Raw genomic sequence first — 14,752 nt, forward strand, 5'->3', positions numbered from 1 at the left:
GCCGGGCCCTGTTCCCGGCCGCCGGCGCCCCGTATGCTGGCGCGGTCCCCCAGCCAGGCCTTCGCCCCGATGCACGACCTGCTCGCCGCCCCGCCCCCCGCCGACCTCGCCAGCCTGCTGGCCAGCCTGCGCCAGGTCGAGGCGCTGCTCGACGCCATGCCCGGCGTGGTGTTCTTCGTCAAGGACGAGCGCGCCCGCTACGTCCTGGTCAACCGCACCCTGGCACGCCGCTGCGGCGTGAAGGACAAGGCCGAACTGCTCGGCCGCAGCGCCGACGAGGTCTTCCCTTCCAGCCTCGGTCCGCTCTATGCCGAGCAGGATCGGCGCGTGCTGCGCGGCGGCGCGACGCTGGAGAACCAGTTGGAGCTGCACCTCTATCCCGGTCGCCAGCCGGGCTGGTGCCTGACCCACAAGCAGGCGCTGCGCGATGCCGACGGGGCGATCATCGGCATGGCCGGCATCTCCCACGACCTGCCGGCGGCGCAGTCGGCGCACCCGGCCTACGGCCGGCTGGCGGCGGTGGATGCGCATATCCGCGAGCACTACGACCAGCCGCTCAGCCTCGCCGATCTCACTGCCATCGCCGGGCTCTCGGTGGCGCAACTGGAGCGTCACTGCAAGCGCATCTTCCAGCTCACCCCACGGCAGATGATCCACAAGGCGCGGCTCGGCGCCGCCTCGCAACTGCTCGCCGGCGACGCGCCGATCACCGAGATCGCCCTGCGCTGCGGCTACACCGACCACAGCGCCTTCAGCCGCCAGTTCAAGGCGCTCACCGGACTCTCGCCGAGCCAGTACCGCGAGACCCATCGCCAGCCCCGAAAAGCGTAACGCCTCGCCCCGCCACGGGGCGGCGGTAGCAATCCTGCTCCCTTTTGTAACACCGCCGGCCGCGCCCGAGCGGGGCGCAGTCCGGCGCGGCATGGCACAGCGACGCGCCAGCCAAAGCGGTCGCGCTCCAGCGAAAGGTTTTTTATCGGCGTCGGACGAGGTTCTGGCACAGCCATTGCTCACTTAAAATATCGTATACGAAATCACAAATACGGGATTTGCCGCCCTCCCACTCAACCGCATCGCCAGAGGCCCCCATGAATACCAAGAAGACCCTTGCCCTAGCCCTCACCGCTGCCCTGGGCTGTTCCCTCGCCGGTCTCGCCCAGGCCGACAAGCTCGACGACATCATCGAGTCCGGCAAGCTGCGCTGCGCCGTCACCCTGGACTTTCCGCCGATGGGCTCGCGCGATGCGCAGAACAACCCGGTGGGCTTCGACGTCGATTACTGCAACGACCTGGCGAAGGCCCTGGACGTCAAGGCGGAGATCGTCGAGACGCCCTTTCCCGACCGCATCCCGGCGCTGGTATCGGGTCGCGCCGACGTGATCGTCGCGTCCACCTCGGACACCCTGGAGCGGGCCAAGACCATCGGCATGAGCATCCCCTACTTCGCCTTCGTCAAGGTGGTACTGACCCGCGAGGACACCGGCATCGCCAGCTACGAGGACCTCAAGGGCCGCCCGGTCGGCGGCACCGCCGGCACCTTCGAGGCGCTGGCCCTGGAGAAGGACAGCAAGGCCTGGGGCGACGCCAAGGGCAGCTTCCGCGCCTACCAGTCCGAGGCCGACACCGCCCTGGCGATCAGCCAGGGGCATATCGACGCCACGGTCGTCTCTTCCACCGTCGCCGCCTCGTGGATCAAGTCGGGCAAGTACAAGGGCCTGAAGATCGCCGGCGACGCGCCCTATGACATCGACTACGTGGCCCTCGGCGCCAAGCGCAACGAATACGGCCTGCTCAACTACCTGAACCTGTTCATCAACCAGCAGGTGCGCACCGGCCGCTACGCCGAGCTGGCGCAGAAATGGGTCGGCGGCACGGCGCCGGAGCTGACCACCAGCGCGGTCTACCGCTGAAGCCGAGGGCGCGGTCCGCCGCCGGGCCGCGCCGTTTCCCCCCGTCCTGGATGCGCCGATGAAGCACGCACACCTCATCGTTCCCCGTACCCTGGTCGCCGGCAGCGCGTCCGGCGAACTGCTGTACGCACCGACCGGCCTGAGCTTCTGGGGCGGCGTCGACCCGCGCAGCGCGGAAGTGATCGACCGTCACCACCCGCTCAGCGGCCGCCATCTGCACGGCAGGCTGCTGGCGATTCCCGGTGGGCGCGGCTCCTGCACCGGCAGCAGCGTACTGCTGGAACTGATCCTCGGCGGACGTGCGCCGGCGGCGATCCTCCTGCGCGAACCGGACGAAATCCTCGCCCTCGGCGCGATAGTCGCCGAGGAACTGTTCGGCCGCTCGCTACCCATCGCCTGTCTCGGCGAGCGCTTCGACGAACTCGCCGCCTATCCCTGGGCGCGCCTGGCCGACGGTCGCCTGGAACTCCACCGCGATGCCCCGCCGCCGCTGGAGGCCCGGCCCGCCGAAGCGCTGGCGACCGATGCCGGCCCGCGACTGGACGCCTTCGACCAGGCCCTGCTCGCCGGCGAACACGGCGAAGCCGCGCGCCTGGCGATGCGCATCGTCCTGCGCATGGCGGCGTTGCAGGGCGCGCAACGGCTGATCGACATCCAGCGCGCGCACATCGACGCTTGCATCTACACCGGCCCGGCCGGCCTGCGTTTCGCCGAGACCCTGCGCGACCTCGGTGCCCGGGTGCAGGTACCGACCACCCTCAACGCCATCTCCGTGGACCAGCGCCGTTGGCGCGAACAGGGCGTACCCGCCGCCCTCGGCGAGCCAGCCGCGGCCCTGGCCCGGGCCTATCTCGACATGGGCGCGCAGCCCAGCTTCACCTGCGCGCCCTACCTGCTCGACGACAGCGCGCGGGCCGGCGAACAGATCGTCTGGGCCGAGTCCAACGCGGTGCTCTTCGCCAACAGCGTGCTCGGCGCACGCACCAACAAGTACGCCGACTTCATGGATATCTGCTGCGCCCTCACCGGTCGCGCGCCGCTGGCCGGCTGCCACCTCGACGAGCAGCGCCAGGCGCGGGTACTGATCGAAGTGGAAGACCTCGGCAGCGTCGACGATGCCTTCTACCCGACCCTCGGCTACCTCTGCGGCCTGCTCTGCGACGGACAGATCCCGGCGATCGACGGCCTGCGGCAGCGGCAGCCGGACCACGACGCGCTCAAGGCCTTCGGCGCGGCGCTGGGCACCAGTTCCTCGGTGCCGATGTTCCACGTCATCGGCGTCACCCCGGAAGCCCCTGACCTGGCCAGCGCCTTCGGCGGCCGCGCGCCGCGGCGGACCCTGCGGGTCGGACGCGAGCGCCTGCGCGACGCCTGGCGCGAGCTGGACAGCGCCGGCGAGACGCGGATCGACCTGGTGGCGCTGGGCAACCCGCACTTCTCCGCCAGCGAATTCGCCCAGCTCGCCGCGCTCTGCCACGGCCGCCGCAGACACCCGGAGGTAGCGCTGGTGATCACCAGCAGCCGGCAGGTCGTCGCCCAGGCCGAAGCGGCCGGGCACCTGGCGACGCTGCAGGCGTTCGGCGCGCGGCTGGTCACCGACACCTGCTGGTGCATGCTCGACGAACCGCTGGTGCCGCCGGGCGCGCGCACCCTGATGACCAACTCCGCCAAGTATGCCCACTACGCCCCCGGACTGGTCGGCCGCCAGGTGCGCTTCGCCGGCCTCGCCGGCTGCGTCGAGGCCGCCGTCGGCGGGCGGGCCCCCGCCGGGCTGCCCGCCTGGTTGAGCGAGGACTGCTGATGTTCGACTACACCTTCCACTGGCGCTCGGCGTTCAACGCCCTGCCGGAGATGCTCGCCGGCAGCCTGGTGACGCTCCAGGTCACCGCGCTGTCGATGCTCTTCGGCATCCTCATCGCCCTGCTCCTGGCCTTCGCCCGGCTCGGCGGCAACCGCCCGCTGCGCGCCGCCGCCGGAGCCTGGATCTCCATCGCGCGGAATACCCCGGCGCTGTTCCAGATCTACATCCTCTACTTCGGCCTGGGCTCCTTCGGCCTGCACGTCAGTTCCTGGTTCGCCCTGCTCGCCGGGGTCACCTTCAACAACGCCGGCTACCTCGCCGAGACCTTCCGCGGCGGCCTCCAGGCGGTGCCCGAGACCCAGTTGCGGGCGGCCCGCTCGCTGGGCATGAGCGCGCCGCAGGCCTATCGCCTGGTGGTGATCCCGCAGCTGCTGCGGGTGGTGTTCTACCCGCTGACCAACCAGTTGGTCTGGGCCATGCTGATGACCTCCCTCGGCGTGGTGGTGGGCCTGACCGACGACCTCACCGGCGTCACCCAGGCACTCAACGTCAAGACCTTCCGCACCTTCGAATACTTCGCCCTGGCCGCCGTCCTCTACTTCGCCATGGCCAAGCTGCTGGTGCTGGCCGCCCGCCTGCTGGGCTGGCGCCTGTTCCGTTACTGAGGGGAATGCCGTGTTCACCACCAGCCTCACCGCCAACGACCTGCTGTTCCTCCTGCAAGGCGCCTGGACCACCCTCGCCATCACCGCCATGGCGATGCTGATCGGCACCCTGCTGGGTGTCGTCTTCGGCCTGCTCCGCGCCCTGCTGCCAAGCGCCAGCCTGCCGCTGGCGGCGCTGCTCGACGTATTCCGCAGCGTGCCGCTGCTGATCCAGTTCGTCCTGCTCAATTCCTTCAAGAGCATCCTCGGCCTCGACTGGAGCGCCTTCGCCGTGGCCTGCCTGGTGCTCGGCGTGTACGCCGCCGCCTACTGCACCGAGGTGGTCCGCGGCGGCGTCCTCTCGGTACCGCCGAGCGTGCGCCGGGCGGCGCGTTCGCTGGGCCTGAGCTATCGCCAGGACCTGTTCCACATCGTCCTGCCGATGGCCGCCCGGGTGGCCTTCCCCGGTTGGGTCAACCTGACCCTGTCGGTGATGAAGGACACCTCGCTGGTGCTCTGGATCGGCATCGTCGAACTGCTGCGCGCCTCGCAGACCATCGTCACGCGCATCCAGGAACCGCTCTTCGTGCTCTGCATCGCGGGGCTCGTCTATTACTTCATGAGCTGGGTGGTCGCGCGACTCGGCGCCCGGCTGGAACGGAGATGGCAGCAATGATCGAGATCAGCGGCGTGCACAAGGCCTACGGCCAGTTCGAGGTGGTCAAGGGTGTAGACCTGAGGGTGGACAAGGGCGAGGTGCTGTCGATCATCGGCGGCTCCGGTTCCGGCAAGTCGACCCTGCTGATGTGCATCAACGGCCTGGAGCCGATCCAGCGCGGCAGCATCCGCGTCGACGGCATCGACGTGCATGCCCGCGGTACCGACCTCAACCGCCTGCGGCGGAAGATCGGCATCGTCTTCCAGCAGTGGAACGCCTTCCCCCACCTGACCGTGCTGGAAAACGTCATGCTCGCGCCGCGCAAGGTGCTCGGCAAGAGCCGCGCCGAAGCCGAGGCGATGGCGCTGAAGCAACTCACCCACGTCGGTCTCGGCGACAAGCTCAAGGTCTTCCCCCAGCGCCTTTCCGGCGGCCAGCAACAGCGCATGGCGATCGCCCGGGCGCTGGCGATGTCGCCGGACTACATGCTGTTCGACGAAGCCACCTCGGCGCTCGACCCGCAGTTGGTCGGCGAGGTGCTGGACACCATGCGCCTGCTCGCCGAGGAAGGCATGACCATGGTCCTGGTCACCCACGAGATCCGCTTCGCCCGCGACGTGTCCGACCGGGTGGCGTTCTTCCGCAATGGCCTGGTCCACGAGATCGGCACCCCCGACCAGGTGATCGGCAACCCGCAGCGGCCGGAGACGGTGGAATTCCTCCGCTCGGTGCTCTGAGCCCGCCCCCGCACAGGAGATAGCCATGCGTTCGCAGCGGATCGTCCACATCGTCAGTTGCCATGCCGAAGGCGAGGTCGGCGACGTGATCGTCGGCGGCGTCGCCGCACCGCCCGGCGCCACCCTCTGGGAACAGTCGCGCTGGATCGCCAGAGACCAGGACCTGCGCAACTTCGTCCTCAACGAACCGCGCGGCGGAGTGTTCCGCCACGCCAATCTGCTGGTGCCGGCCAAGGACCCGCGCGCGCAGATGGGCTGGATCATCATGGAGCCGGCCGACACCCCGCCGATGTCCGGTTCCAATTCGCTGTGCGTGGCCACCGTACTGCTCGACAGCGGCATCCTGCCGATGCGCGAACCGCTGACCCGGCTGCTGCTGGAAGCGCCGGGCGGGCTGATCGAGGCCCGCGCGGAATGCCGCGACGGCAAGGCCGAGCGGGTGGAAATCCGCAACGTGCCGTCGTTCGCCGACCGCCTCGACGCCTGGATCGAAGTCGAGGGCCTCGGCTCGCTACAGGTCGACACCGCCTACGGCGGCGACAGCTTCGTCATCGCCGACGCCCGGCGCCTGGGCTTCGCCCTGCGCGCCGACGAGGCCGCCGAGCTGGTCGCCACCGGCTTGAAGATCACCCACGCGGCCAACGAACAACTGGGCTTCCGCCACCCGACCAACCCGGACTGGGACCATCTGTCCTTCTGCCAGCTGGCCGCGCCGCCGGAGCGCCGCGACGGTGTCCTCGGCGCGAGCAACGCGGTGGTCATCCGCCCCGGCAAGATCGACCGCTCGCCCTGCGGCACCGGCTGCTCGGCGCGGATGGCGGTGCTCCAGGCGAAAGGCCAGCTGCGGGTCGGCGAACGCTTCGTCGGGCGCTCCATCATCGGTTCGGAATTCCACTGCCACATCGAGTCGCTGACCGAACTCGGCGGCCGTCCGGCGATCCTCCCGTGCCTGTCCGGGCGGGCCTGGATCACCGGCATCCACCAGTACCTGCTCGACCCGGACGATCCCTGGCCGCAAGGCTATCGGCTGTCCGACACCTGGCCCGGCGGCCACTGCTGACCACCCCGCCCGACCGCAGGCAGCGGCCGGGCGGAAACCGATCCGGCGCGTACCGGATCGCCCACGACGGCGAACGCTGCCGTCGCCCTGTGACTCGGACCGCAGCGGTCCGATTGAATTCGTATACGAAATACGAAAAAAGGAGAAACCATGAGCAAGCACGTCAACTGGAGCGGCGTATTCCCCGCGGTCACCACCCAATTCAACGCCGATTTCTCGGTGAACCTGGAGGAAACCCACACGGTCATCTCCAACCTGGTGCGCGACGGCGTGTCCGGGCTGGTGGTATGCGGCAGCGTCGGCGAGAACACCTCGCTGACCATCGAGGAGAAGATGGCCGTCACCGAGGTCGCCAAGGATGCCTCCGGCGGCCGCGTGCCGGTGATCTGCGGGATCGCCGAGTTCACCAGCGCCGGCGCGGCGAAGGTGGCCAAGGCGGTGGAGCGGGTCGGCGTCGACGGCATCATGGTGATGCCGGCGCTGGTCTATTCCTCCAAGCCGCACGAGACCGCCGAGCATTTCCGCAGCGTGGCCAGCGGCACCGACCTGCCGGTGATGGTCTACAACAACCCGCCGATCTACCGGAACGACGTCACCCCGGACATCCTGGTTTCCCTGGCCGACTGCGAGAACATCGTCTGCTTCAAGGACAGCTCCGGCGACACCCGCCGCTTCATCGACGTACGCAACCAGGTGGGCGAGCGCTTCATCCTCTTCGCCGGGCTCGACGACGTGGTCCTGGAAAGCGTGGCGGTGGGTGCCCAGGGCTGGATCTCGGGAATGTCCAACGTGTTCCCGAAGGAAGGCGAGACCATCTTCCGCCTGGCCAGGGCCGGGCGCTTCGCCGAGGCGATGCCGATCTACGAGTGGCTGATGCCGATCCTCCATCTCGACGCCCGTCCCGACCTGGTGCAGTGCATCAAGCTCTGCGAGCAACTCGCCGGTCGCGGCAGCGCCCTCACCCGTCCACCGCGCCTGGCCCTGCGCGGCGCCGATCGCGAGCACGTCGAGCGGATCATGGCCAAGGCCCTGGCCAGCCGGCCGGCGCTGCCGGACGTCGGCTTGTAGCCGGCGCCGCGCCCTCGCCGCCTCGCTCCCCGGGGAGCGGCCGGCGAGGGCCAGCGGCAGAGCATTCCGTCCACCGTCCCCAGGGAGGCCCCATGCCCAGCATCCTCGGTCACAACTATGTCGGCGGCGCTCGCAGCGCCGCCGGCAACCTCATCCTGCGCAGCCTCGACGCCGACAGCGGCGAAGCGCTGCCCTACGCCTTCGTCCAGGCCACCGAGGCGGAGGTCGACGCCGCCGCCCGCGCCGCCGAACGCGCCTATCCACACTACCGGCAACTGTCCGCCACGCGCCGCGCCGGATTCCTCGAGGCGATCGCCTCGCGCCTCGACGCCCTGGGCGACGACTTCGTCGCCCTGGTCAGTCGCGAGACCGCGCTGCCCGCCGCACGCATCCAGGGCGAACGGATACGTACCGCCAACCAGTTGCGGCTGTTCGCCGAAGTCCTGCGGCGTGGCGACTTCCACGGCGCGCGCATCGACCGTGGACAACCCGGGCGTACCCCGCCGCGCCCCGACCTGCGCCAGTGGCGAATCGGTCTCGGCCCGGTGGCGGTGTTCGGTGCCAGCAACTTCCCGCTGGCCTTTTCCACCGCCGGCGGCGACAGCGCCGCCGCCCTGGCCGCCGGCTGCCCGGTGGTGGTCAAGGCACACGGCGGACACATGGCCACAGCCGAATGCGTGGCCGACGCGATCCTCCAGGCGGCGGCCGACAGCGGCATGCCGGACGGGGTATTCAACATGGTCTACGGCAGCGGCGTCGGCGAGGCGCTGGTGCGCCATCCGGCCATCCGCGCGGTCGGCTTCACCGGTTCGCTCAAGGGCGGGCGCGCACTGTGCGACCTGGCAGCGGCGCGGCCGCAGCCGATCCCGGTGTTCGCCGAGATGAGCAGCATCAATCCGCTGGTGGTGCTCCCCGAAGCCCTGCGCCGGCGCGGCCGGCAGGTGGCGGAGGAGCTGGCCGCCTCGGTGACGCTCGGCTGCGGCCAGTTCTGCACCAAGCCGGGCCTGGTGCTTGGCCTGCGCTCCCCCGGCTTCGACGCCTTCGTCGCGGCCCTGGGCGAGGCACTGGCCGCCAGGCCGGCACAGAGCATGCTCAACGCCGGCACCTTGCGCAGCTATGTCGAAGGACTGCAACGCCTGGAGCGCCACCCCGGCATCCGGCGCCTGGCCGGCGCGCCACAGGAAGGGCGGCAGGCCCATCCGCAGTTGTTCAAGGCCGACGTGGGCCTGTTGCTGGAAGGCGACGAACTGCTCCAGGAAGAGGTGTTCGGCCCGGCCACCGTGGTCGTCGAGGCGGCCGACGAGGAACAGCTTGCTCGCGCGCTGGACAACCTGCACGGCCAGTTGTCGGCGACCCTGATCGGCGAAGCGGACGACCTCGCGGCGTTCGCCGGGCTGGTCCCGCTGCTCGAACGCAAGGCCGGGCGCCTGCTATTCAACGGCTATCCGACCGGCGTCGAGGTGTGCGACGCCATGGTCCACGGCGGCCCCTACCCGGCCACCTCCGACGCTCGCGGCACCTCGGTGGGAACCCTGGCCATCGAGCGTTTCCTGCGCCCGCTGTGCTACCAGGACTACCCCGACAGCCTGCTCCCGGACGCCCTGAAGAACGCCAACCCGCTGGGCCTGCTGCGCCTGGTCGATGGCCGGAGCACGCGCGAGGCGCTGGATTGAGCACGCCTGGGAGCCTGGATGGCGGATAGCGCCGTTGGCGCTATCCGCCCTACGCAGTCGTCCTCGTTGCGCCACGCTGTCCGGTCGGCCCCTCGCCTTGCGCTCACTCCAGCAACGCCAGCAGCTCCCGGTGCAACGCCTCGGGAATCGTCACACCGTCCCTGGCGCTGCGTTCGCGCGCTTCGAAGCGTCGCTGCGAGGGCAAGCGCGCGCCCTGTTCGACGATGCCTTCGAACAGCGTCTCGGCGCGCGCCAGGTGCTCCTCCGCCGAGGCGCCGAGCATGCGCCGCGGATCGATGGCGATCAGCAGTTCGCCACCGTAGGGAGAAGAACGGCTGCCCTCGTCGTAGGCCAGCGACTCGGCACTGGTCAGGTCGCCGATCAGCGGACCGGCGAGCAGTTCGACCATCGCCGCCAGGGCCGAGCCCTTGTGCCCGCCGAAAGTGAGCATGGCGCCTCGCAACGCGGCGCTGGCATCGGTGGTCGGCTCGCCCTGCTCGTCCACCCCCCAGCCCAGCGGGATTGGCTTGCCGGCGCGTTCGTGCAACTGGATCTCGCCACGCGCCACGGCGCTGGTGGCGAAGTCGAAGACGAACGGCGGGCCGTCCGGACGCGGCCAGCCAAAGGCGATCGGGTTGGTGCCGAAGATCGGCTTGCGTCCGCCCGCCGGCGCCACCCAGGCATGACTCGGCGTGGTCGCCAGGGCCACCAGGCCCGCCTCGGTGAGTGCCTCGACCTCAACCCATAGCGCGGAGAAATGCACACAGCGGTTTACCGCCATCGCCGCGATACCCTGGCTGCGGGCCTTCTCCAGCAGATGCGGCAGCCCCAGCCGGAATGCGCACTGGGAGAACCCGCCATGGGCGTCGACCCGCAGCAGGCCGGGAGCGATGTCGTGCAGTTCCGGCTCGGCGTCGGCGGATACCTTGCCGGCCTTCAGGGTGGCGATGCAGCCGAGCAACCGCCAGATACCGTGGGACGCGCATTCGTCACGCTCCCCCGCCACCAGGGTATCGGCCACCGCCTGTACATGGGCTTCGCTGAAAGCGTGCCGGCGCAGGATGCGCACGGCCAGCTCGCGGACCTCGTCCAGCGTCATTCGGATCACGGGCTTCTCCTTGTTCGACCAATCCCTAGGGTGGCCTGCCGCGACAGCCTTCTCTTGACCTCAATCGACCCGGAGCATGCCGAAAACGGCACAACCGGCTCGAGCACATCGAAAACTTACAGAAAATTCCTATCAATCATGTAAGGCAATTCCAAATAGCCCCGCAGCCCCTCAAGAAACCCCTCCGCGCCCCGCTACAGGGCCAAGCACCTTCCCACAGCCCGGTCGGAGACCACCCCATGCTTCTTCGTCGTATCGCCATCACCCCACGCGCCGTCATCGGCTTCGCCATCCTCGCCTCGCTGCTGGTGGCGCTCGGCCTCTTCGCGCACAACCGCATGGGTTCGCTGAACCGCGCCGCCAAGGATATCGGCGAGGTCTGGCTGCCCAGCGTCGAAGCCTCGGCCCAGCTCAGCGGCCTGATGAGCGAACTGCGCCTCGGCGAGATGAACCACGTGCTGCTGCACGACGCCACGCGCATGCGCCAGCAGGAACAACGGATGGACGAGGTCATCGCTACCCTCGCCAGGGTGGAAAGGGAATACCGCCCCTTGCTGGTCCTGGACGAGGAGCGCGCGTTGCTCGACCAGTTCGTCCAGCGCCAGCAGGAATACCTCGAAGGACACGCCGCCCTGCTCGCGCTGTCCCGTGACAACCGTACCGACGAAGCCAGCGTGCTGATGGGCGGGGCCCAGTTGCAGCGCTACGAGCAGGTGCAGCGGACCCTGAAGCAACTCATCGCCCTCGACCGCGAGGCCGCCCGCGCCTCCACCGCCGAAGCCGCCGATGTCTACTCCCGGGCCTCCACCGCGATCCTCGCGGTGCTGCTGGTGGCCCTGGCGGCCAGCGTGACGATCGCCTGGCTGCTGACCCGCAGCATCGTCGTGCCGATCCGCCAGGCGGTGTCCTGCGCCGACCGCATCGCGGCCCGCGACCTGACCGGCGAGATCGCCAGCGACGGCGACGACGAGCCGGCGCAACTGATGAAGGCCATGCGCAGCATGCAGGCCAGCCTGCACGACACCATCGAGCAGATCGGCGATTCCGCCGCGCTGCTGGCCGCCGCTGCCGAGCAACTGAACGCGGTGACCGAGGAAGGCAACCGGTCGCTGGCCCGGCAGAACGATGAGATCGAGATGGCCGCCACCGCGGTCAACGAAATGAGCGCGGCGGTCGAGGAGGTCGCGCGCAACGCCAGCTCCACCGCCGAGGCCTCCAGTCTCTCGGAACGGGCCGCCGGCAACGGCCGCGCACGGGTCGGACAGACCGTCCGCTCAATCCGCCAGATGAACACCGAGATCGGCCAGACCGCGCGCCTGGTGGAGGGCCTGGCCAGCCAGGCGCAGGACATCGGCAAGGTGCTCGACGTGATCCGCGCCATCGCCGAGCAGACCAACCTCCTCGCCCTCAATGCCGCCATCGAGGCCGCCCGCGCCGGCGAGCAGGGCCGCGGATTCGCGGTGGTCGCCGACGAAGTGCGCGCCCTCGCCCACCGCACCCAGCAATCGACCCATGAGATCGAAGGCATGATCGCCAGCGTCCGCGAGGGCACCGACACCGCGGTGTCCGCGATGCGCGAGAACGACCAGCGCGCCCGGCAGATGCTCGACGAGGCCGAGGCCGCCGACCACGCCCTGGGCGAGATCGCCGAGCACGCCACGCGGATCAACGAGCGCACCCTGGTGATCGCCAGCGCTGCCGAGGAGCAGGCCCACGTCGCCCGCGAGGTCGATCGCAACCTGGTGAACATCCGCGACGTTGCCGTGCAGACCACCCAGGGCGCCGAGCAGACCCGCGGCGCCAGCCACGAGCTGTCGCGCCTGGCCAACGACCTCAAGGGTATGATCGGTCGCTTCGTGGTCTGACCCGCAGGCGAGCTAGGGCGTCGCGCGGCGCAGCACCAACTGCCCGCCGTCGCCCTTCTGCACCCGGTAGTCGCCCTCGCCCTGGCGACCGAGGAGCATCAGGGTCAGGCCGCCGCGTTCGAGCAGCGCGATCCCGGCCGGGGTAGGCCTCCAGGCGCGCGGCTCGCTGGGCAGCCAGCGCGTGAGGCAGGCGGTATCGCCGCCCAGGTCGTAGCCACTGGCTTCCGCCACTTCGCTGTCGCGCAGCTCCAGGTGGCAGATCGCGGGCGCCTCGTCCTGCTGCAGGGTCCATTGCCCGGCGAGATCGGAAGCGCTGAGAAGAATCAGACTGCTGGCCATACTGATACCTGTGCTGAAAAAACCGCAGAGCAAGCAAACCATCCTGGAGAGCTTCGCGCTTGCCGACATCGAGAGATCTCCTTCAAGCCTGGAACATCGGATAACACGGCGAACGCCGCCCGCCATCCTCGCTTCGAACGCCATCGCGCGCCAGGCGCCGCGGGCCTCCGTTCGTCCGCCGGGCCGCCGGCCCACGGGCGCGCCACAGTTCACAACTTCGCTCCTGTGGAAGACACCTATCAATTCGAACAGTGCCCGGCCGGCCGAAGGGCCGCGGTTCGTACCGCCGCACCGAACCGCGCCCGTGTCAGCGCGTCAGACGACGATGTCGGCCTGGGTCGCCTGGCCGATCAGATTGATCGCGAAATCGGCATGGGCGTCCCCGCTGAAGTCGATCGCCAGGCTGCCGGCCTTGCTCGCCGCGTCGTAGGACAGGATCGCCTGGCCGGCCTTGCCGGCGAAGGCGTCGACGTATTGCAGCACCAGCCCGCCGTTGACGAAGGCATCCAGCCCGGACAGGTCGATCTTGTCCTGGCCGCTGACGAAGTCGCGCAGGGTATCCGGCGCCGCCGCGGAGGACTCGGCGATATCGCCGTAGACGAAGGTGTCGGCCCCCGCGCCGCCCCACAACTGGTCCGCGCCGAGGCCGCCGTAGAGGATGTCGTTGCCGGCGCCGCCCTTGAGCACGTTGGCCACGTCGTTGCCGATCAACAGGTCGCTACCCGAGCCGCCGATGGCGTTTTCCACGGTGACCCCGGCAGCGATCGACACATTGCCCTTCAACCCGCCGACATCGGACAGCGCCTTCTCGTTGAGGTTGATCTTCTGGTTCTGGCTGAAGCCGGAGAAGTCCAGGGTGTCGTTGCCGCCGGCGTCCCACACCGAGAACACCAGCTTGGAACTGGACGAGGTGGCGCTGTAGAAGTCGCGCTCGGTGTTGGAGTTGAAGCCGTACACCGTGTCGCCGGTGCGGGTGGTCAGGTTGGCCCCGTAGAGCTTCTGGATCGCCGCGATGTCGTCCAGCAGCGGTGCCGAGGAATAGGCGCCCTTGAAGTCCTGGCCGGTGTTCTGCTCTTCCCAGTAGCTCATCACCGAATAGGCGCGGGTGTCCTCGGCGTAGGTAGCGTCGGCGTAGGTGGGATCGCCCTCGCCGGCGTTGTAGTCGCCGGGGTGGCTCAGGCCCAGGGTATGGCCGATCTCGTGGGTCAGGGTCTGGCGTCCGTAGTTGCCGTTGGCCGGATTGACGTTGGCGCTGTAGCTGCTGTTGATCAGGTACCAGGATTGCCCCTTGAGCGCATCCGGTACATCCGGCAGGAAGGCGAACGCCGCACCGCCGACACTACTGCTGAAGTTGCCGAAGGTCAGGTCGCCCTGATCGCCCTGGCCGGCGTCGACGAAGTGGATATTGGTGACGTCCGACCAGGATTGCAGCGACAACTTGGCCTGGGCCTGCTGCTGCGCGGAAAAGGCGCTGAACTTGCCCAGCGAGTAGATATCGCTGACATACTTCCACGGCGTATTGAAGAAGTCGTTCGGTTTGGTCAGGAACGAATAGGACAGGGTCAGCACCGAGTCGCCCGGCGCTTTCTGCCAAGACGCCTGTTCGCGGAGGATCTGCTCCGCCGCCTGGTCGACGGTATAGGACGGATGGCCATTGACCAATTCGTCCCCGCCCCGCGCATAGGCATGCAGGAAGTTGTCTACCTGGGTATACGCATCGCTACGACCTTTCAATGCAAGAGAATTGCTGGACATTGTCATATCCCTTTAAGTTGTAAAGGAAATAACTCGGATACAATTATCGGATGGATAATTGCAGTTATCGGCCAGATCAGGCCGAAGTCCAAACTGACACAGCTCATTTTCCAATGTCCACAGGTTTCATGAAA

General features: G+C 68.8%; 13 protein-coding genes. 10 read left to right on the top strand and 3 right to left on the bottom strand.

Features of this window, described 5'->3' with window-relative positions:
- Positions 1-33 precede the first annotated feature (33 nt).
- From AT700_RS18930 to AT700_RS18970, 9 genes are all read left to right on the top strand, one after another.
- Entirely contained in the window at positions 34-831 is a 798-nt protein-coding gene (locus AT700_RS18930; protein WP_003110834.1) for an AraC family transcriptional regulator, read from the top strand.
- A 257-nt stretch (positions 832-1,088) separates the two neighbouring features.
- On the top strand, positions 1,089-1,910 hold the full coding sequence (locus AT700_RS18935) for a transporter substrate-binding domain-containing protein (protein WP_003082561.1): 822 nt from the start codon (positions 1,089-1,091) through the stop codon (positions 1,908-1,910).
- Positions 1,911-1,968: 58 nt separating this feature from the next.
- Complete coding sequence (locus AT700_RS18940) at positions 1,969-3,711, top strand: aconitase family protein (protein WP_048521212.1); 1,743 nt, start codon at positions 1,969-1,971, stop codon at positions 3,709-3,711.
- A complete protein-coding gene (locus tag AT700_RS18945; RefSeq protein WP_003082559.1) occupies positions 3,711-4,376 on the top strand; it encodes an amino acid ABC transporter permease in 666 nt (221 codons plus the stop codon). Before AT700_RS18940 ends, AT700_RS18945 begins: the two co-directional genes overlap by 1 nt.
- A gap of 10 nt (positions 4,377-4,386) precedes the next feature.
- The gene (locus AT700_RS18950; RefSeq protein WP_019725976.1) at positions 4,387-5,031 is read left to right on the top strand and encodes an amino acid ABC transporter permease; all 645 of its coding nucleotides are present in this window, start codon (positions 4,387-4,389) and stop codon (positions 5,029-5,031) included.
- Complete coding sequence (locus tag AT700_RS18955) at positions 5,028-5,750, top strand: amino acid ABC transporter ATP-binding protein (protein ID WP_003086746.1); 723 nt, start codon at positions 5,028-5,030, stop codon at positions 5,748-5,750. Before AT700_RS18950 ends, AT700_RS18955 begins: the two co-directional genes overlap by 4 nt.
- A gap of 25 nt (positions 5,751-5,775) precedes the next feature.
- A complete protein-coding gene (locus AT700_RS18960; protein WP_003082552.1) occupies positions 5,776-6,810 on the top strand; it encodes a trans-3-hydroxy-L-proline dehydratase in 1,035 nt (344 codons plus the stop codon).
- A 150-nt stretch (positions 6,811-6,960) separates the two neighbouring features.
- Entirely contained in the window at positions 6,961-7,878 is a 918-nt protein-coding gene (locus tag AT700_RS18965) for a dihydrodipicolinate synthase family protein (protein WP_003105052.1), read from the top strand.
- A gap of 92 nt (positions 7,879-7,970) precedes the next feature.
- Positions 7,971-9,551: an aldehyde dehydrogenase (NADP(+)) gene (locus tag AT700_RS18970; protein ID WP_019725975.1), complete on the top strand. Its 1,581-nt coding sequence runs from the start codon at positions 7,971-7,973 to the stop codon at positions 9,549-9,551.
- 103 nt (positions 9,552-9,654) lie between these two features.
- Here AT700_RS18970 and lhpD read toward each other — a convergent pair whose 3' ends face one another.
- On the bottom strand, positions 9,655-10,659 hold the full coding sequence (gene lhpD / locus AT700_RS18975) for a bifunctional delta(1)-pyrroline-2-carboxylate/delta(1)-piperideine-2-carboxylate reductase (RefSeq protein WP_003082545.1): 1,005 nt from the start codon (positions 10,657-10,659) through the stop codon (positions 9,655-9,657).
- A gap of 239 nt (positions 10,660-10,898) precedes the next feature.
- On the opposite strand from lhpD, the gene AT700_RS18980 reads away from it, so the two are divergent.
- Positions 10,899-12,524 carry a methyl-accepting chemotaxis protein gene (locus AT700_RS18980; RefSeq protein WP_015503274.1) on the top strand — a complete coding sequence of 542 codons (1,626 nt, stop codon included), beginning with the start codon at positions 10,899-10,901 and terminating at the stop codon, positions 12,522-12,524.
- 12 nt (positions 12,525-12,536) lie between these two features.
- Here AT700_RS18980 and aprI read toward each other — a convergent pair whose 3' ends face one another.
- The gene (gene aprI / locus AT700_RS18985; RefSeq protein ID WP_003082543.1) at positions 12,537-12,932 is read right to left on the bottom strand and encodes an alkaline proteinase inhibitor AprI; all 396 of its coding nucleotides are present in this window, start codon (positions 12,930-12,932) and stop codon (positions 12,537-12,539) included.
- 246 nt (positions 12,933-13,178) lie between these two features.
- Positions 13,179-14,618: a serralysin family metalloprotease AprA gene (gene aprA / locus AT700_RS18990; RefSeq protein WP_003082542.1), complete on the bottom strand. Its 1,440-nt coding sequence runs from the start codon at positions 14,616-14,618 to the stop codon at positions 13,179-13,181.
- Positions 14,619-14,752: the final 134 nt, after the last annotated feature.

It is taken from the genome of Pseudomonas aeruginosa (assembly GCF_001457615.1).
GTDB lineage: Bacteria > Pseudomonadota > Gammaproteobacteria > Pseudomonadales > Pseudomonadaceae > Pseudomonas > Pseudomonas aeruginosa.